The sequence below is a fragment of the Saccharothrix deserti genome, assembly GCF_009769385.1.
Lineage (GTDB): Bacteria > Actinomycetota > Actinomycetes > Mycobacteriales > Pseudonocardiaceae > Actinosynnema > Actinosynnema deserti.
In genome coordinates this window covers 388,570-407,049 of sequence record NZ_VKAB01000011.1, presented here as the reverse complement: position 1 = coordinate 407,049, position 18,480 = coordinate 388,570, and the positions used below count along the sequence as shown (strand labels likewise).

Annotated in this window: 11 protein-coding genes and 3 pseudogenes; 5 read left to right on the top strand and 9 right to left on the bottom strand. The window is 71.0% G+C overall.

The genetic code is table 11. The annotated features are described in order from the left end of the window. Window positions 1–7: 7 nt before the first annotated feature. Together FM051_RS21375 and FM051_RS21370 are read right to left on the bottom strand one after the other, a co-directional pair. A complete protein-coding gene (locus FM051_RS21375) occupies window positions 8–1,135 on the bottom strand; it encodes an acyltransferase family protein (protein ID WP_158846063.1) in 1,128 nt (375 codons plus the stop codon). 125 nt (window positions 1,136–1,260) lie between these two features. Then, window positions 1,261–2,199 (bottom strand): NmrA family NAD(P)-binding protein, encoded by a 939-nt coding sequence (locus FM051_RS21370; protein WP_158846061.1) that lies wholly within the window; start codon window positions 2,197–2,199, stop codon window positions 1,261–1,263. A 153-nt stretch (window positions 2,200–2,352) separates the two neighbouring features. Here FM051_RS21370 and FM051_RS21365 point away from each other — a divergent pair, with 153 nt between their 5' ends. Continuing rightward, a complete protein-coding gene (locus tag FM051_RS21365) occupies window positions 2,353–2,943 on the top strand; it encodes a TetR/AcrR family transcriptional regulator (protein ID WP_158846059.1) in 591 nt (196 codons plus the stop codon). A 153-nt stretch (window positions 2,944–3,096) separates the two neighbouring features. Continuing rightward, complete coding sequence (locus tag FM051_RS21360; protein WP_158846057.1) at window positions 3,097–3,711, top strand: dihydrofolate reductase family protein; 615 nt, start codon at window positions 3,097–3,099, stop codon at window positions 3,709–3,711. Between the two features lie 8 nt (window positions 3,712–3,719). Here FM051_RS21360 and FM051_RS21355 read toward each other — a convergent pair whose 3' ends face one another. Then, on the bottom strand, window positions 3,720–4,340 hold the full coding sequence (locus FM051_RS21355) for an FMN reductase (RefSeq protein ID WP_158846214.1): 621 nt from the start codon (window positions 4,338–4,340) through the stop codon (window positions 3,720–3,722). 11 nt (window positions 4,341–4,351) lie between these two features. Then, window positions 4,352–5,425, bottom strand: coding sequence for an LLM class flavin-dependent oxidoreductase (locus tag FM051_RS21350; protein WP_158846055.1), 1,074 nt, complete (start codon window positions 5,423–5,425; stop codon window positions 4,352–4,354). A 136-nt stretch (window positions 5,426–5,561) separates the two neighbouring features. Here FM051_RS21350 and FM051_RS21345 point away from each other — a divergent pair, with 136 nt between their 5' ends. Then, window positions 5,562–6,617, top strand: a complete 1,056-nt coding sequence (locus tag FM051_RS21345; protein ID WP_238412542.1) for an acyl-CoA dehydrogenase family protein — start codon at window positions 5,562–5,564, stop codon at window positions 6,615–6,617. Then, window positions 6,617–8,044, top strand: coding sequence for a glycosyltransferase family 39 protein (locus FM051_RS21340; RefSeq protein ID WP_158846053.1), 1,428 nt, complete (start codon window positions 6,617–6,619; stop codon window positions 8,042–8,044). The genes FM051_RS21345 and FM051_RS21340 overlap by 1 nt, the downstream gene beginning before the upstream one ends. Window positions 8,045–8,120: 76 nt before the next feature. Here FM051_RS21340 and FM051_RS21335 read toward each other — a convergent pair whose 3' ends face one another. From FM051_RS21335 to FM051_RS21325, 5 genes and pseudogenes are all read right to left on the bottom strand, one after another. Continuing rightward, on the bottom strand, window positions 8,121–8,789 hold the full coding sequence (locus FM051_RS21335; protein WP_158846051.1) for a class I SAM-dependent methyltransferase: 669 nt from the start codon (window positions 8,787–8,789) through the stop codon (window positions 8,121–8,123). Between the two features lie 26 nt (window positions 8,790–8,815). After that, window positions 8,816–10,891: pseudogene (locus tag FM051_RS53720) on the bottom strand (DNA gyrase subunit A); the annotation flags it as partial. 390 nt (window positions 10,892–11,281) lie between these two features. Then, window positions 11,282–11,500, bottom strand: a pseudogene (locus FM051_RS54005) (LAGLIDADG family homing endonuclease); the annotation flags it as partial. A 456-nt stretch (window positions 11,501–11,956) separates the two neighbouring features. Next, window positions 11,957–13,537, bottom strand: a pseudogene (locus FM051_RS53710) (DNA gyrase subunit A); the annotation flags it as partial. Window positions 13,538–13,567: 30 nt separating this feature from the next. Next, window positions 13,568–15,610: a DNA gyrase/topoisomerase IV subunit B gene (locus FM051_RS21325; protein WP_158846049.1), complete on the bottom strand. Its 2,043-nt coding sequence runs from the start codon at window positions 15,608–15,610 to the stop codon at window positions 13,568–13,570. Between the two features lie 844 nt (window positions 15,611–16,454). Here FM051_RS21325 and FM051_RS21320 point away from each other — a divergent pair. Then, window positions 16,455–18,467 (top strand): hypothetical protein, encoded by a 2,013-nt coding sequence (locus FM051_RS21320; protein ID WP_238412541.1) that lies wholly within the window; start codon window positions 16,455–16,457, stop codon window positions 18,465–18,467. The last annotated feature ends 13 nt before the right edge of the window (window positions 18,468–18,480 follow it).

The window sequence follows — 18,480 nt, the reverse complement described above, 5'->3', positions numbered from 1 at the left end:
CCGCGATCTAGAAAATACGGCCGACGCGGGTTCGGCTGGTCAACGCCCAGCCCGCCGCGAACGACGCCACGATCGCCGCCCCGGCCACCAGGAACGCCTTCACCTCGGCCGGGAACGGCAACGGCCGGGCCGCCACCGCGAGCACGATCAACACCGGCCCCTGGATGCAGAACGCGGCGAACGCGCCCCTGGACAGCGCCGCGGCGAGCGGACCGTGCCCGGTCAGCCGTCGCTGCGCCCAGCCGAGCAGCCACACCGACCCGCCGACCACGAGCACCGCCTCCACCACGGCGAGCAGCAGCGCCTCCCACCGCCAGCCGCCGAGGAACCGGTCCGCCTGGCCCGCCAGGTCCGACGCGCCCAGGACGACCGCGACCACCGGCACGGCCAGGATGGTCAGCACCGCGGCCATCCGGCTGCCCCGCCACATCCGTTCCGGCACCCGCTGCGCGAGGCCCGACCTGGCGCCCGCGATGCCGAGGCCGAACATCGCGATCAGCTGGGGCCACCACCAGATGTGCAGGTCGCCGATCTGCCCGCTGCGCGCCGGCACCCACAGCCGCACCACGAACGTGCTCACCACGACACCGACCGTGATCGCCGCGAGGTGGCCGCCGGTCAGCACGAGCGCGGTCGGCTTCGGCCGGCCGAACAGCGCGTAGGCGATGGAGAACAGCAGCAGGATCTCCACGAACCACAGCGAGCCGGAGTCGAGCAGCGGGTCACGGTGCGTGAACACCCACCACGGTGTGACGTCGTGCCCGGCGGCCTGGTAGGCCACCCAGAGCGTCAGCGGCCACACCAGCAGTGCCGACAGCGCGAACGGGGTGCCCAGCCGCACCAGTCGTTCGCCGATGAACCGGCCGGTTCCCTTGCGCGCCAGCGAACCCGGCGTGAACAGGCCGGACAGGAGGTAGAAGGTGCCCATCAGGAACAGACCGGACGGGCCGAGGACCGCGGCGAGCACGGCCTCGACGCGCGGCTCGAAGGTGACTTCGTTGACCTCGTCGTACGGCCACCCGCCCACCGCCGAGTACCCGAGGAGCGCGTGCCCGCCGATCACCCAGGCGACGAGCAGCACCTTCAGGTTGTCCACCGCGGCCAGCCGGGACCGCTGCCCCACCTCTGCGGCCATCCTCCCAAGGTAACGCCGGAAGACCGAAATGACCTGCGAGATCGCCCGTGCCGGGGGATGTCGTCATCGGTCTGGTGACGTTCGCCCGGTTGGGGTTTTCGGGGCGGACACCGGTCGGCTCGGGCTCACGCTGCCGGGAATCGACGTGGGTTCGCGTGCGGCGCCGGCTGGAAGTGCCGGCGGTGGCGCGAGAGGAAGCTCCTCAGTGAGGTGGCCGCCCGCCCGGCGACCCGCTCGACGGTGTCGAACGTGTCCGCCACCTCCGACAGGGAGCCCTCTCCCGTTCGCTCGAAGACGTTGCGCACGCAGTCCATGTACACCGGGTCCGCGCCGGCCGCCGTCATCGCCGTGAAGAACTCCGCCGGTCCCTTCGGCTCGTACCGCCAGTCCCGTCCGGTCAGCTCCGAGAGCAACGCACCGATCTCGCCGATCGTGGCGACCTCGGTGCCCAACTCGTAGCTCCGCCCGTGGTGGTCCGCGGGCGAGCGCAGCACGACCGACGCGACCTCGGCGATGTCCTCGGTGTCCACCCAGCTGGTCGCGGCGTCGCCGATGTAGTGGGTGAGCACGGCCGACGCCACGTCGCTCATCGCCGGCATCAGGAGGTTCTGCATGAACGCGGTCGGCCGGAGGTGGGTGTAGCCGAGCCCGGACCGCTCCAGGTAGGCGTCGACCAGCTGGTGCCAGCCGAAGTGGACGACCGTGGTCTCCGGTGCGGCGTGCACCCCGAGGCGGACGACGTGGTCGACGCCGGCGAGCCGGGCCGCGTCGATCGCGACCTTCGCCTGTGCGAGCATCCGCACGTCGTAGCCGGATGCCAGGAACACCCGCCGCACGCCCCGCAGCTCCGCGACGACCGGGTCCGACCCGTGCCGCTCGGCCGCGTCGAGGTCGATGTGCCGCACCTCGATCCCCTGCTCCGCGAACGCCGCCGCGGCCTCCGGGCGGCGGACCGCCGCGATCAGCCGCAGTTCGCCGCCGCGGTGCGCGTCGAGCAGCCGGTTCACCACCGCCCCACCGGTCAGACCGGTGGCGCCGAGCACGAGCACGCTGGGTGCTGACATCTTCTGATCCCCTCGAAACGTCTTCCGATCCCCTCAAAGAAGGGGACCGATCGGTCCGGGACCGATCGGTCCGCCAATCTTGCGGGCATGACGGAGGCCGCGTCAAGGCCGAACGGACCGAATGGTCCGTTAAACTCGCGGCGGGAGGCAGGGATGGCACGTCAGCCGGCGCCGGGCACCAGGGACCGGATTCTGGACACAGCGGCGCGGCTCTTCACCGAGCACGGGGTCCGCGCGGTCGGCATGCAGCGGATCGTCGACGAGTGCGGCTGCGGGAAGAACCTGCTCTACCGGGAGTTCCCCGGCAAGGACGCGTTGGTCGTCGCCTACCTCGCCCGGTTCCGCGCGGCCTGGGCCGAGCAGGTCGAGCAGGCGATCGCGCCGCACGCGGGCAACCCGGCGGCACAGCTGGTGGCGATCACCGAGGTGGCCGCCGCCCAGGTGAACGAGGTCGGCTACCGGGGCTGCGCCTTCCGCAACTGCTTCACGGAGTTCCCCGACCACCAGGTGGGCCGGTTCGCCGCCGACCACCTGGCGGACGTGCGCGCGCAGGTCGCCGCCCTGACCCGGCAGACCGGCAGCCCGCGACCGGACGTGCTGGCCGACCAGATCTGGCTCGTCATCGAGGGCATGTACGCGAGCGCGGCGCACCCCGGTGGTGAACGGGCCGGCGAGGTGGCCGTCGACCTCGTCGCGAGGCTGACCGGGCACGACGACGGCGGCTCCGGGTCACGAGGTCGCTGACAGCACCGAGAGCAGTGCCGTTGGCGCAACGCGGTCGGACGACGCGGCGTGCACCCGGACTCGGCGCCGCGATCGACCTTTTCCTGCGGACCTGTCGATCCGGCGGTTTCCTGTTCGTCTCACTGGTGAAGGCACGAGACGAAGGAGCACGAGATGCGACTCACCGTGACGACGTTCCTCACCCTGGACGGCGTGGTGCAGGGTCCCGGCGGTCCCGACGAGGACCGCGACGGCGGGTTCGAATCGGGCGGCTGGATGGCGCCGTTCGTGGACGACGACCTGAACGCGATCGTCGGCGAACGGTTCGGCCGGGCCGACGCGTTCCTCCTGGGCCGCCGCACGTACGACATCTTCGCCGGGTACTGGCCGCGCGTGGACGCCCCGGACGACCCGGTCGCGACCAACCTCAACGCCCTGCCGAAGTACGTCGCCTCGACCACGTTGACCGATCCGGAGTGGGCGGGCACGACCGTGCTCACCGACGTGGTCGGGCAGGTTCAGGAGCTGAAGGCGCGGCCGGGCCGTGAGCTGCAGGTGCACGGCAGCGGCGAGCTGCTCCAGACGTTGATCGCGCACGGCCTGGTCGACGAGTACCGGCTGTGGGTGGTCCCGGTGGTGCTGGGCGCGGGCAAGCGCCTGTTCCGGGAGGGCACGCCGCCCACCGGCATGCGGCTGGTGGACAGCCGCACGACCGGCAGCGGCGCGACGCTCCTCACCTGCGAGCCGACCGGGAAGCCCGAATACGGCTACATCGGTCTCGACGACTAACTAGCCGTTCACCGACCGGCGAGCAACTGGTCGAACGGCACGAACCCGTCGACGGAAACGGAGAGGGAGGCAGGTGCGGAGGCCGGACGTGCGGGCGACCGGCCGACGAGCAGGTCGGTCAGCTCGCCGGCGGCCCGGTCGATGCGGCCGGGCAGTCCTTCCGCGCCCCAGTCGGACGACGCGGCGTACACACCGGTCGGCACGACGATCGACCGCATGTAGGCGAACAGCGGGCGCAACGCGTGGTCGAGCACCAGCGAGTGGCGCTCGGTGCCGCCGGTCGCGCCGATCAGCACCGGCTTGCCCGCCAACGACTCCGGCTCCAGCACGTCCACGAACGACTTGAACAGGCCGCTGTAGGACGCGTTGAACGTGGGCGTCACCGCGATCAGCGCGTCCGCGCCGACCACCGACTCCACCACCTCGCGCAGCCGTGCGCTCGGGAACCCGGTGACGAGGTTGTCCGCGACGTCCCGCGCGACGTCCCGGAGGTGCACCGAGCGCACCTCCAGGTCGGGCCCGCCCCGCCGTGCCACCTCCTGCCGGGTGGCCTCCGCCAGCCGGGTCGCCAACAGCTGGGTCGACGACGGCGAGCCGAGCCCCGCGTGCACAACCGCCAGGGTCGTCATCGGGCCGGCGGTCATCGGACGTCCGCCTTCAGCAGCGACGCGTGGGTGGGCGCGTCCGGCACGTCCGCCGGTCGGCCGACCGCGAACTCGCGGCGCAGCGTCGGCACGATCTCGCCGAGGAAGTCCAACTGCTCCAGCACCGTCTTCAACGGCAGGCCGGCGTGGTCCATCAGGAACAGCTGCCGCTGGTAGTCGCCGAAGTGCTCGCGGAAGGTGAGCGTCTTGTCGACGACCTCCTGCGGGCTGCCGACGGTCAGCGGGGTCTGCGAGGTGAACTCCTCCAGCGACGGGCCGTGCCCGTACACCGGGGCGTTGTCGAAGTACGGCCGGAACTCGCGGACCGCGTCCTGCGAGTTGCGGCGCATGAAGACCTGACCGCCGAGTCCGACGATCGCCTGGTGCGCGGCACCGTGCCCGTAGTGCTCGTAGCGCTCGCGGTAGAAGGTGATCAGCCGCTGGAAGTGCTCCTTGGGCCAGAAGATGTGGTTGGCGAAGAAACCGTCGCCGTAGTAGGCGGCCTGCTCGGCGATCTGCGGGCTGCGGATCGAGCCGTGCCAGACGAACGGCGGCACGTCGTCGAGCGGGCGCGGCGTCGAGGTGAACGACTGCAGCGGCGTGCGGTGCTTGCCCTGCCAGTCCACGACGTCCTCACGCCACAGCTTGTGCAGCAGCGCGTAGTTCTCGATCGCCAGGTCGATGCCGTCGCGGATGTCCTTGCCGAACCACGGGTACACCGGGCCGGTGTTGCCCCGACCCATGATCAGGTCGACCCGGCCGTCGGCCAGGTGCTGGAGCATCGCGTAGTCTTCGGCGATCTTCACCGGGTCGTTGGTGGTGATCAGCGTGGTCGCGGTGGAGAGGATCAGCCGCTCCGTGCGCGCCGCGATGTAGCCGAGCATGGTGGTCGGCGACGACGGCACGAACGGCGGGTTGTGGTGCTCGCCGGTCGCGAACACGTCCAGGCCGACCTCTTCGGCCTTCAGCGCGATCGCGACCATGGCCTTGATGCGCTCGGCCTCGGTCGGCGTCCGGCCCGTGGTGGGGTCGGGCGTCACGTCGCCGACGGTGAACACACCGAACTGCATGGCCACTCCTCAATCCAGGTAGTTGCACTTTCAACTATCTTGCCCAACGGTACCGCGTCTTCGGCTATTCCGCTGTTGTCTGGTGGCGCGGACCACGCCAAGGTGTGTGTCACGGGTCGCCTACGGGGGAGGCACGGTGCACGAGCTGGTCCGGCGCGCCGCGGAGATCGTCCCGGTCCTGCGCGCCCACGCCGCCTGGGGAGACGAGAACCGCAGACTGCACGAGAGCGCGTTGGAGGCGATGGCTGAAGCGGGTGTGCTGCGCTTACGCGTCCCCGCCGAGCACGGCGGACACGAGGCCGATCTGACCACGGTGGTCGAGGTGATCGCCGAACTGGCCCGCGGCGACGGGTCGGCGGCGTGGACGGCGGCGGTCTGGGCGATCTCCACGTGGGTGGTCGGCCAGTTCCCGGACGCCGTGCGGCGCGAGGTCTTCGCCAAACCGGACGTGCGGGTCACCGGCATCCTCAGTCCCACCGCGACGGCCGAGCCGGTCGCCGGCGGGGTGCTGGTCAACGGGCGGTGGGCGTTCACCACGGGCGCGCCGCAGAGCCACTGGACCACCAACGCCGCCCTCCTGGCGCCGGACCGGGTGCCGGTGGCGTTGGCGATGCCGTTGGTGGACCTGGAGGTCGTGGACGACTGGCACACCACCGGTCTGCGTGCGACGGGCAGCGTGACCACGGTGGCGAAGGACGTCTTCGTGCCGGCGGAACGGGTGCTGCGCCTGGCGCCGGTGCTCCGGGCCCACCCGGACGCCACCGCGCCGATGTTCCGCGCGCCGTTCATGCCCGCGGCCTGCGCCACGGTCAGCGCTCCCGCCGCCGGCCTGGCGCGTGCGGCGGTGGAGGCGTTCGGGGCGCGCACGTCCGCGTTCCCGTTGCGGATCAGGGAGGCGACGGTGCTCGCCGACGAGGCCGAGTTCCACGCCCGCCGCACCGCGACCGCGGTCGACCACAAGGCGTCCGGCGGCGAGGAGTGGACGACCGAGGACCGCGCCCGGGTGCGCCGGGACCTCGGCGAGGCGTGCCTGCGGGCCAGGGACGCGGTCGACGTCCTCGGCGCGGACGGCCCGGCGCTGCACCGCATCCAACGGGACGTGCACGCGCTGAACCTGCACGCGATCCTGCACCCCAACGCGAACGTGGAGCGCTACGGTCCGGTGTTCCTCGGCCGGCAGCGGGAGGTCTGATGTCCCGGCTCGCCGTGCCGCCCCGGTTCGCCGTGCGTGAAGTCGGGATCGTCGTCGCGGTGCAGGTGGTGGTGCTCACCGCGTTGTCCGGCCGGTACGGGTTCCACCGGGACGAGCTGTACTTCCGGGCCGCCGGGCAGCGGCTCGACTGGGGTTACGTCGACCAGCCGCCGTTGACGCCGCTGCTGGCGCGGCTGTTCTCGTTCGGCGACTCGCCGTTCACCCTGCGGATCGCCGCGACGCTGCTCGGTGCGGCGACCGTGGTGGTGGTCGCGTTGGCCGCGCGGGAGTTCGGCGGCGGACGTGGCGCGCAGGTGCCGGCCGCGGTGGCGACGGCGTTGTCCGGGTTCGTGCTGGGCGTGACGCACATGCTGTCCACGGCGACGGTGGACCTGCTGCTGTGGACGGTGATCGGGTTGTTCGCGATCCGGTTGCTGCGCACCGGTGACGGCCGGTGGTGGGTCGCGATCGGCGCGGCGGTCGGGGTCGCGTTGACGAACAAGTGGCTGGTTCCGCTGCTGGTGCTGGCCCTGGGTGCGAGCCTGGTGGCGGTCGGTCCCCGTGCGGTGCTGCGGAGTTGGTGGCTGCCGGCGGGTGTCGCGGTCGCGGTGGTGGTCGCCGCGCCGGTCCTGGTGTGGCAGGCCGCGCACGGTTTCCCGCTGGTGACGGTGGCCCGCGGGATCAGCGACGTGGACGGCGGCGAGAACCGGGCGCTGTTCGTGCCGATGCAGTTGGTGTACCTCTCCCCCGTGCTCGTGCCGGTGTGGGTCGCCGGGTTCCTGGCGCTGTGGCGGGACGGGCGGTTCCGGTCGATCGCGTTGGCGTACCCGGTGCTGTGCGTGGTGACGGTGGCGTTGGGCGGCAAGCCGTACTACACGATGCCGCTGCTCGTGCTGCTGGTCGCGGCGGGTGCGGGGCCGGCGTGGCGGTGGGCCCTGCGGCACCGGGCGTGGGCGTCGACCGGTGTGGTGGTGGGTGCGGTGATGTCCGTGGTCATCGGACTGCCTGCGCTGCCGACGAGCGCGCTCGGGCCGATGCTGGCGGTGAACCCGGAACAGGGCGAGCAGGTCGGGTGGCGTGAGTTCACCGGGTCGGTGGCGCGGGTCTGGTCGCAGGCAGGCCCGGACGCGGTGATCTTCACCCGCAACTACGGGCAGGCGGGCGCGATCGAGCGGTACGGACCGGAATTCGGGCTGCCCCGGCCGTTCTCCGGCCACATGTCCTATGCCGACTGGGGCCCGCCACCGGACACCGCGACCGGGCCCGTCGTCGTGGTGGGCGGGCGGAGTCCCGTGTTCACCGGCTGCCGGGTGGCCATGGCGCACGAGGCGGCCGTGGAGAACGAGGAGGACGGCACGGAGATCGCCGTGTGCGATCCGGTCGTGTGGTCGCGGGTGTGGCCGGAGTTGCGCCGGTTCTACAGCTAGCCGCGACCGGCCCGTCCGCGCGCTCTTCGCTCCGGGTTGATCACGCCCCGACCCCGCCACGGACAGCGGTCGTTCGTCAGCGGGTCCGACGGGCGACGACCACGGCCGTGCCTTCCCGCCTCCACCGGACCTCGACCTCGTCGAAACCCGCCGCGCGCAGGGCTTCCAGGTGCCAGGACGCGGGCGGGTAGAAGTCGGCCGACCCGCCGTCCACCCGGCCCCGCGCGGCTTCGGCCAACGCCGGGTGCGCGAGCGCCTTCGCCCACCACTCGTGCCAACCGGCCAGGCCGTCGTCACCCGACGCCACGGGCCCGCCCTCGGGCATCCGGTCGGCGTTGGCGAACACACCACCGGGCGCGAGCACGGCGTGGATCTCCGCGTACAGCGCCCGCAGCCGGCCCGGCCCGAAGCAGTGCAACGCGGTGCCGGCCACCACGGCGTCGAACTCCAGCCCGACACCCCACCCCGGCGCACCGAGGTCGGCCGCCACCACCTCGACCCGGTCACCCAACGCGACACGGGCGACCGCCAGCAGCACCGGGTCGACGTCGAGCAGCGTGACCTCGGCGTTCACCAGCCGCGACGCGATCGTCCCGGTGCCGCCCGCGAGGTCGAGCGCCCGACGTCCGGTGGCGGCGTCCGCCAGCACGGCGAACGCCTCGTCCCGGTGCGGCAGGAACGGCTCCTGCCGCACATCCCAACTCCGCCGCAGTTCCTCGGCGTCCGCACGGCTCAGCTGTGTCATACCGCCAAGCTTATCGAAAACGATTGTCAGTCGCGCTCGATCACGTGACCCACCACGTCCGGACCGGGATGGGCGTGACCGGAACCGTCCCGCCGCTCGTCCGGCGCGGGCAACTCGACCGGCGACCCGTTGGCCGCCGCACCCGCCGGCCGCGGCCCCACCCAGGCCAACGCCAACGCCGTCTCACCCTTGAGGAACCGGTGCGCCCGCACACCACCCGTCGCGCGCCCCTTCGCCGGGTACGTGGAGAACGGCGTCACCTTCACGCTCTGCCCGGTCGACGTGACCACCATCGGCTCACCGTGCTCGTCGTCGTCCGTGCGCACCGCCCCGAAGAACACCACCCACGCGTCCGACCCGACGTTGATGCCCGCCATACCACCGCCCCTGAGGCCCTGCGGGCGGACCAACAACGCGGAGTACCGCAACAGCGACGCCTCCGACGTCACGAACACCAACGTCTCGTCGGCACTGGTCAACCAGGTCGCACCGACGACCTCGTCACCCTCCTTGAGGGTGATCACCTCGAACTCGTCCGACCGCACCGGCCACTCCGGCGAGCACACCTTCACCGTGCCCGACCTCGTGCCCAACGCCAGACCCGGCGAATCCGTGTCGGTCAACGGCGCGATGCCCACGACCTTCTCACCGGCCTCCAGGCCGACCAGCTCACTGGCCGCCATGCCACCGCTCAACGACACCGTGCCGCTCTGCTCCGGCAACACCGGCAACGGCAACACGTCCGTCTTGAACGCCCGACCGCGGTTCGTCACCAACAGCACCTGACCGCGCGCCGTCGTGTGCACGGTGGCCGCCACCGCGTCGTGCTTCGTCCGACCGTTGCGCCGACGCGCCTCCGAAGCCTCCTCCGACTCGGCGGCCGTCCGCGCCACCAGCCCCGTCGCGGACAACACCACCTGGCACGGGTCGTCGGCGACCTCCAGCGGCCCGGCCGGCTTCGACGCCGCCAGCACCTCCTTCAGGTCACCGTCGAGCAGCGTCGTGCGGCGGTCCTGCTGGAGGTCCTTGGCCACCTTCGCCAACTCCGTCGACACCACCTTCTTCAACACCTGCGGGTCGTCCAGGATCTTGCTCAGCTCGGCGATCTCACCGCGCAGCTTCTCCTGCTCCGCCTCCAACTCCAACGAGTCGTAGCGGGTCAGCCGGCGCAACGGCGTGTCGAGGATGTAGGTCGCCTGGATCTCGGAGAGCTTGAACGTCTTGACCAGGCCCTCCTTCGCGGCGGCGGCGTTCTCGCTGCCGCGGATCAGCTTGATCACCTTGTCGATGTCGAGCAAAGCCTTGAGCAGGCCCTCGACCAGGTGCAGCCGGTCCTCCCGCTTGCGCCGCCGGTACCGGGTGCGCCGGGTGACGACCTCGTACCGGTGTTTGAGGAACACCTCCAGCAGCGCCTTCAACCCCAGCGTGCGGGGCTGGCCCTCCACCAGCACCAGGTTGTTGATGCCGAACGACTGCTCCATCGGCGTGAGCCGGTAGAGATCGGCCAGCAACGCCTGCGGGTTCACGCCGACCTTGCACTCGATCACCACGCGGGTGCCGTTCTCGCGGTCGGTCAGGTCCTTCACGTCCGAGATGCCGGTCAGCCGCTTCGACTTGGTCACCTCGTCGGTGATCTTCTCGATGATCTTCTCCGGGCCGACCCCGTACGGCAGCTCGGTGACCGTGATCGCCTGCCGACCCCGACTGCCCTCCAGCAACCCGGTCTCCACCTTGGCCCGCATCCGCACCACACCGCGCCCGGTCTCGTACGCCTTGCGCACCTCGTCCAACCCGAGCAGCACCCCACCGGTCGGCAGGTCCGGCCCCGGGATGAACTCCATCAACTTGTCCAACGTCGCGTCCGGATGCGTCACCAGATACCGCGCCGCCGCCACGACCTCACCCAGGTTGTGCGGGATCATGTTCGTCGCCATCCCGACCGCGATCCCCGACGTGCCGTTGACCAGCAGGTTCGGGAACGCGGCGGGCAGCACCGTCGGCTCTTGCAACGACCCGTCGTAGTTGGGCCGGAAGTCGACGGTCTCCTCGTCCAACTCACCGACCAGCAACATCGCGGCGGGCGACATCCGAGCCTCGGTGTTGTGGTTGACGAACCCACCGGCCAGGAACGAGTGGTCCTCGGACTCGACTCGCACCGAGTAGACCTCAGCCGGCTCGCACGCCTCGACCTCGGTCACCGCCTCGAAGCGGTAACCCGAGTCCATGATCGGCAGGATCGTCGCCAGGATCTCGGTGTCCTTGATCCGGTCGATGATCCGCAGGCGCTCGGTCTCCCACCGTTCGACGCGATCGAAGTTGTGTTGCGTCAGCCACTTGCGGCCACTGCCACGCCGATCGAAGTCCAACGCCCCGCGCACGTAGTCCGCGACGAACGGCACGCTGTCCGAGCTCAGACGGTGCGCCCGCAGCGGGGAACGGCGGAGCAAGGTGCTCAGCGTCGCCTGCTTGGTCCTCAGGAATCCGACTCGTTCCGCGAAGGCCCGGACATTCCGGAGGCCGGACACGACCAAGCGGTATTCCAACGATCCGTTCGGACGCCGGTACTGGCGTTGAACAGCGATCACGCCGAATTCAGCCAGCAACTCCTGCATCTGCGAGGCCAGCCGGGAACTGTAGGTCGTGTACTGGATCGTGAAGCTGTTGTAGGCCTCGCGGCAACCGCCGTCACCCTCGAACGCCGCCATCAGGAACGCGCGCTTGACACCCCAGCCGCCGTTCCAGACGAACTCAGGAACGAATTTGTCACGCGCCTGGTGACCGATGAACTCCGCGAGCGGACTGTTCCGGAAGGCCTCCATGCCACCGGCGTAGTCCTGGATGTCGATTTCGCGGATCAGCTTGCGGTCTCGACGGGTATGCCGCTCCGACACATAGCGCTTGCCTCCGACCACCTGGTCGTAAGCGTGCAGCACTTCGGTAAAGAAGTGCTCGTCGGTGTTGTTGAAGCCCGCTCGGTTCTCGCTGGCGAATCCTTCGGACACCCATGCGCCGCCCAGGACTCCGAGCATGTACTCCTGTGCCGTGGGCACGACCTGCGACCAGGCGTTCCGTGCGACCGCCACGACCGCGCCGGGCTGGAGTTCATCCAGTCGCCGCCACTGGAACAACGGCACCCCCATCGGGGCTTCCAAGCAAAGCACGAGGTGGTTCTCGCTGCCGCGCAACGAGAAGCCCGACTTCGTCGTCATGCGGATTGTGGGATGAATACCGGAGTTGAATACCTTGTTGATCCGGACAGCCTTGCCGTCCTTGTCCAGAACTTCGAAATCCGCGTCAGCTTCAGAATCGGCCGAGAGGTTCACCAAATCGGCGATACGCGGACTGGTGCCGTCTGCGAGCCGAATTCGAGTATCGCCGACGACACAGTAGCGGGACGCTGCCGGTCCGTCGTCTGGGCTTCCGAAGTTGCCGTGCCCGTCGACCAGCGGGGTGTTGAGGGAGAAGTCCTGGGCCAGGCGGACCATCGCGTCGTAGATCGCGGTGTCGCCGTGCGGGTGGTACTTGCCCATGCAGTTGTGCACGACGAAGCCGCTCACCACGAACGCGTGCTCTTCGGTGGCGACCTGGATGTCGTACGTCGTGTCCGGCGCGGCCGGCTCCACCGACACGACGTGCGGGAACGGCTTGTCGACGGCGTGCCTGGCGTTGCGGATCGCCTGGACCAGGCCGTCCTGGCGGGGGCCGACGCCGGTCCAGCGCAGCAGTGCCACGGCGAGCGCGGCGGCGTCGCGGCCGGTGATCGTGAGGCTGGTCGCGTCGCGTCGGGCGCGGATGCCCGCGTCGGCGAGCAGCGCGTACTCGGGTTCGCCGCCGGGGATGACGATCTCGCGGCCGTGGCGGACGAAACCGGAGGCGATGAACAGGCCCGCGAGGAACGGCGTCCACGCGGAGCGGTCGCGCAGCACCGCGTGCAGCCGGCCGGACGTCGCCGCCTCCAGCTGCGGGTGGCGGGCGAAGGTGAGGGTGTGCCGCTCGCGCTCGTTCGTCTGGATCTTGTCGCGCGACACGGTCACGTCGTGCGTGATGGCCCAGCCGTGCGCGATGTCGATCGGGTCGACGTCGGCCAGTTCCAGCCGCACCCGCCCGTCGGCGAGCACGTCACCGCAGGCGGCCACCAGGCCGAGCACGAAGCCGGTCGCGTCGCCGTCGGCGAGCAGGTTCGCGTGTCGTTCGGCGCCGAAACCGACCGTGCGCGCGCCGACCAGGTCGCGTGCGTCGGTCCAGTCGTCGCTGGACCCGGTCGAGTCGGCGGAGTCGTCCCGGGTGCGGAACCGCTGGCCGGGCGTGACCAGCATCGAGTGGCCGTCCGACCAGGTGACGCGGACCAGCTCCGACACCGGGTTCTCGTAGACGGCGTTGACCGCGACAGGCTCGCCCCGCCCGTCCAGGACGTGGTCGCCGATCTCGATCTCCTCGATCGGCCGCAAACCCTCGGGCGTGGACACGAGCGCGCCGCGCACGAAGCAGTCGCCGACCACGCGGGACGACTTCACGTACGCGCTGGTCGGGCGGTAGCCCTGTTCGTTCATCGAGAACAGGATGCGGCGGTGCACCGGCTTGAGGCCGTCCCGCGCGTCGGGCAGGGCGCGGGAGTGGATCACCGAGTAGGCGTACTCCAGGTAGGAGTCCTCGATCTCGGTGGTCAGCGAGTTGTCGAAGACCTGGGCGCCCGCGCGGTCGAAGGCGGATGGGTCGACCCTGGTCGTGGGGGTCTTGCGGCGTGCCATGGTCGGTCGTGTTCCCTCGTGTCAGGCGTGTCAGACGTCGATCGCGGACTGGTCGACCCGGGCGGCCGACTCGACGAGCCACGCCCGGCGCGGCTCGACCTTCTCGCCCATCAGCAGTTCCAGCGCGGCTTCCGCGGCTTCCGCGTCGTGCATGGTGATGCGGCGCACCGAGCGGGTGGCGGGGTTCATCGTGGTCTCCCACAACTCGTCCGCGTCCATCTCGCCGAGGCCCTTGAACCGGGGCACCGGCTTGATCACCGTCTTGCCCGCTTTCTCCAGCTTGGCGACCTTCTGCTCCATCTCGCGCTGGCTGAAGGTGAAGTGGGTCTCCGCGTTGCGGCCTTTGGTCACGACCTTGTGCAACGGCGGCATGGCGGCGTACAGCCGGCCGTCCTCGATCACCGGCCGCATGTACTTGGCGAACAGGGTGATCAGCAGGGTCCGGATGTGCGACCCGTCCACGTCCGCGTCGGCCATCAGGATGACCCGGCCGTAGCGCATGGTGGTGAGGTCGAACGTCCGCCCGGTGCCCGCGCCGAGGACCTGCACGATGCTGGCGATCTCGGCGTTGCGGAGGGTGTCGGCCAGGCTGGCCTTCTGCACGTTGAGGATCTTGCCGCGCAACGGGAGCAGCGCCTGGTACTCGGACACGCGGGCCATGCGCGCCGAGCCGAGGGCGCTGTCGCCTTCCACGAGGAAGAGCTCGCTGCGGGCGACGCCGGTGGTGCGGCAGTCGACCAGTTTCGCGGGCATCGCGGCGCCTTCGAGGGCCGTCTTGCGGCGCGCGGCGTCCTTCTGCTGCTTCTGGGTCAGGCGGACGCGGGCGGCGTCGACGACCTTCTGCAGGACGACCTTGGCCTCGGACTTGGTGCGGCGGTCCTCGGTCCAGGTCTTGATGTGCTTGTCGACGATCGCGGACGCGACCTTGGTGATGCCCGCGGTGGACAGCTCGTCCTTGGTCTGCGAGGTGAACTGCGGTTCGGGGATGCGGACGTGGACGACGGCGGTCATGCCTTCGAGCACGTCGTCGAGTGTCGGCGGGTCTTCCTTGGGCTTGAGCAGGCCCCTGGTCTTGCCGATCGCGTCCTGGACGGCCTTGAGGACGGCGCGTTCGAAGCCCTTGCGGTGGGTGCCGCCGTGCACGTTGCGGATGGTGTTGGTGAAGCACTCCACGGTGCGCTCGTAGCCGGTGCCCCAGCGCAACGCGATCTCGACCTCGGCCTGGCGTTCGACCTTGGACCGCATGACGCCGTTCTCGTCGGCCGCGTTCTCGTGGTAGATGCCGGTGCCGGTGATGAGCAGCGTGCCGGAGACCGGCTTGTCGCTCGCGGGCGCGAGGTAGTCGACCATGTCGACCAGGCCGCCCGGGTAGTGGAACGTCTCCTCGCCGATCGCGCTGTCGGTGGCGACGCGCAGGACGTAGGTCACGCCGGGGACGAGGAACGCGGTGTTGCGCAGCTTCGTGCGGACCGCCTCGACGTCGAGCGCGGCGCCGTTCTCGAAGTAGCGGGCGTCGTACCAGTAGCGGATGGACGTGCCGGTGCGCTTGGTGCGGCCGGTGACGCGCAGGCCGGACTGGCGGGTGAAGGCGGCCTTGGGACCGGGGCCGTCGAACACGCCGGGGACGCCGTGCGCGAACGACATCTCGTGCGTCTTGCCCTCGCGGCGGACGACGACGTCGAAGCGGTGGGACAGCGCGTTGACCGCGGATGCGCCGACGCCGTGCAGGCCGCCGGAGGTCTTGTAGCCGGAGCCGCCGAACTTGCCGCCGGCGTGCAACCGGGTGAGCACCAGTTCGACGCCGGACAGGCCGGACTTGGCGTGGGTGCCGGTGGGGATGCCGCGGCCGTCGTCGTCCACCTGGACGCTGCCGTCCGCGTGCAGGGTGACGACGATCTTGGTGGCGTGACCGGCCACGCCCTCGTCGGTGGAGTTGTCGACCACCTCGGAGAACAGGTGGTTGATGCCCCTGCTGTCGGTGGACCCGATGTACATGCCGGGGCGCTTGCGAACCGCCTCGAGACCCTCGAGGTGGGTCAGGTCGTCGGCCCCGTACAGGATCTCAGCGGTCACCGGGTCGTTCTCCCCAGGTCGTGGCGTGCGTCGAGCGGTTCACGGTAACCGAGGCGGGCCTGCGATCTTGCGCAGCCCGGTGTCCGGGGACCGTCGACCACGTGGTTCGGTGGTTCACCGGCGATCTTGCCATACTCGAACACAAGTTCGAACGCGGAACCGGTATCTCGCTGCCGTTCCCCGCCCGGACCCCCGCCTCGTGCTGTCCATACCCTCCGCTCGCCCGGTCCACGCCTGTCGTTACCGGCCGCACCGGATCGGCGCATCATGCGGGTATGCGGAAGAGCAGGCCCCGTTGTCACCCTGAGCAGCAGACGGCGGCACGGTGGGTGCGAGCTTGGATGGTCGCCGCAGTCCTGAGCGGGTTGCCGTCGACTCTTCACGCAGTGTTTACGGGTCGCGACGTTCTGCGCTCGCCCCGGGCGGCGGCGTCGTTGTCGGGTGGGACCGGAGTGGTCAGGGGCGCTGTGGCCCACCTCTTGGTCTCGGCCTTCTGGACCGCCGTGTTGACCCTGGTCAGTCGGCGGTGGCCGCTGGACGCACGCGGGGGCGCGGTCGCGGGGCTGGTGATCGCGGTCATCGACCTGGAGGTGGTGGGCCGGGGTTCCCGGCGGTCCGGGAGCTGGACCGGGCGGCCCAGTGGGCCGACCACGTGGCGTTCGGCGCGCTGGTGGGTGCGGTCGTCCGGTCCACAGTGGACGAGGGTGGTGCGATGCGGCCACCCCTACCCGGACGCCGTCCGGGTAGGGTGCTGGCATTCCCGCACTGTCGTGGCTGGAGGTGATCGGGCGCCTTGATGTTCCGACGTGCCGCACCGAAGGAGCGTGCCCCGCTGGTGGAGCCCGTGGCCGAGCGAGAGCCCATGCCCTCACCCCCACCGCCCGCACCCGCACCCGCGCCCACCCAGTTCTCGGCCTCGTTCGCGGGCGCGACACTGGTGATCGGGCCGCCCGGAGGGGCCACCCCGGCGGCGGTCGCGCTGGGACGGAGCCTGCCGGTCGACCGCGGCCGCACGGTGGTGGTGATCGACCCGCCCAACGGCGACGAGACGTCGTTCTGGCCGGTCGTGGCCGCCGCGTTGCAGGGCAGAGGGCCGGTCCGGCTGATGACCTCGCACTCCGGCACGATGCGCCCCACCGCCCCCGCGCAGTGGCTCACCGAGCAGTTGCAGGCCGAGGTGGTGGCGCCGGACGGTGCGGTGACCACGGTGCCGGGCGCGGCGTTCGTCGTCGGCAACGGCGGGTACGGGTGCTGGCTGCGGTTCCTGCCGGGCGCCTCGCCGTCGCCCATGGGCAGGCGGTTCCCGGTGCCGAACTGGGAGGCCGTCGACCCGAACACCCCGTGGCCGACCGGCGAGGTCGGCATCTCGGAGCCCATCCCGGCCGGTCTGTGGCTGCGGGCGCAGCGCGACCGGTTCGACCCCCAGGCGCCGGACGCGCGGGCGGTCGTGGGGCTGCCGTGCCGCGACAACGTGCTGACCGTCGTGATCGGCGGACCCGGTCAGCAGGCGATCCCGACCGAAGAGGTGTGCCGACTGCTCGGCGGCCTGCCGTCGGCGGCACGGTCGCGCGTGCGGCTGGTCTGGTACGGCGGCGAGCACCAGGCGCAGGCGGTGGCCGACCAGCTCGGCGAGCCGATCTCGCTCTACACCGGCCTGCCGGTGGGATCACTGCGCAACGGCGCTGCCGTGGTGGCGGTCAACCCGCGCGGGCAGCAGACGTGGCGGCCGTACGTCACCGAGGTGCGGTACGCGCCGGCAGGCGTTCCGGTCGTCTCGGGCTACCGGGTGCCGGTGCCGGGCCTGGTGGAACGCGGTCCCGGCATCTTCGACCTGGGCGGCGGCGTGGTGCTGGAGGTCGTGCCGTCCGGGCTGTGGGTGCGTGACGCGGAGGACAACGGCCCCGAGGTGCGGTCCCTGCCGGTCGACCCGGAGTGGGCCCGCCTGACCGTCGGCACGCCCGGCCGCACGACGGCGGGCGCGGTCGCGGTGGCGGGCGCGTCCCTGGTCGAACGGCTGGAGCCGGAGGTCCGCCGGCTGCTGAAGGTCGTGTTCTGCGACCCGGCGCCGATGCCGCGGCCGCCGGTGGCCGAGGAGGAGCCGCCGCCCGTGGTGGCGAACGAACCGGTGCCGCTGAGCGTGGACGGTCCGCTGCCCGACTCCCCCGCGCCCGCGTGGGGTGAGCAGGTCGGCGAGGAGATCGTGCCGGTGGACCACCGCAGCACCGAGCAGGAGCGCGACGCGCTGCGCCGGATGCTCGGCGAGCGCTACGGCGAGCACGCCGCGGTGGCGTGCCGGCACATCGTGGAACGCCCGGACGACCCGGAGGCGTTCGAAGCGGTGGTGACGGACCTCGCGGCGGTGTCGGCGTGTCTCCAGCACGACGAGGAGATCCTGGTCGAGGCCCTGCGCACCGGGAAGCTGGGCCGGCTGTGGCCGTACGCGGCGTCGGTCGTGTCGGGGCTGCGCCGGCTGCCGGCGCACCAGGGCGTGACGGTGTGCTGGGGCGAGGCGCGCCGGTACCGCACAGGCGACGTGCTGGTGGAACACGGCCTGCTCAACACGGTGGCCGGGCCGACCATGCCGATCGACGGTCGGGTCGAGTTCCTGATGTGGTCGGTGACCGGACGACGGGTGTCGGTGGTCGACTCGTTCGGCAGCGTGATCCAGGAGCGGGTGGTGTTCCCGCCGGGCACGGCGTTCAAGGTGCTCGCGGTGGTCGAGGCCGAGGAGTCCGCGCCGATGCAGGTCATGGTGCAGGAGGTCGTGGGACGTCACCACGAGCTGCCGTCGGGCGTGCTGGGCAGCCTGGAACGGGCCGCGGTCGCCCTGCGCAACCAAGCCCGCGCCACCGCCTGAAACGCCGATCAAT

Coding starts and splice junctions, on each gene's coding strand:
- FM051_RS21360 (WP_158846057.1), top strand. CDS start 3,097: ATGCGACTCACCGTGACGACGTTCCTCACCCTGGACGGCGTGGTGCAG.
- FM051_RS21355 (WP_158846214.1), bottom strand. CDS start 4,340: ATGACGACCCTGGCGGTTGTGCACGCGGGGCTCGGCTCGCCGTCGTCG.
- FM051_RS21350 (WP_158846055.1), bottom strand. CDS start 5,425: ATGCAGTTCGGTGTGTTCACCGTCGGCGACGTGACGCCCGACCCCACC.
- FM051_RS21370 (WP_158846061.1), bottom strand. CDS start 2,199: ATGTCAGCACCCAGCGTGCTCGTGCTCGGCGCCACCGGTCTGACCGGT.
- FM051_RS21335 (WP_158846051.1), bottom strand. CDS start 8,789: ATGACACAGCTGAGCCGTGCGGACGCCGAGGAACTGCGGCGGAGTTGG.
- FM051_RS21340 (WP_158846053.1), top strand. CDS start 6,617: ATGTCCCGGCTCGCCGTGCCGCCCCGGTTCGCCGTGCGTGAAGTCGGG.
- FM051_RS21375 (WP_158846063.1), bottom strand. CDS start 1,135: ATGGCCGCAGAGGTGGGGCAGCGGTCCCGGCTGGCCGCGGTGGACAAC.
- FM051_RS21365 (WP_158846059.1), top strand. CDS start 2,353: ATGGCACGTCAGCCGGCGCCGGGCACCAGGGACCGGATTCTGGACACA.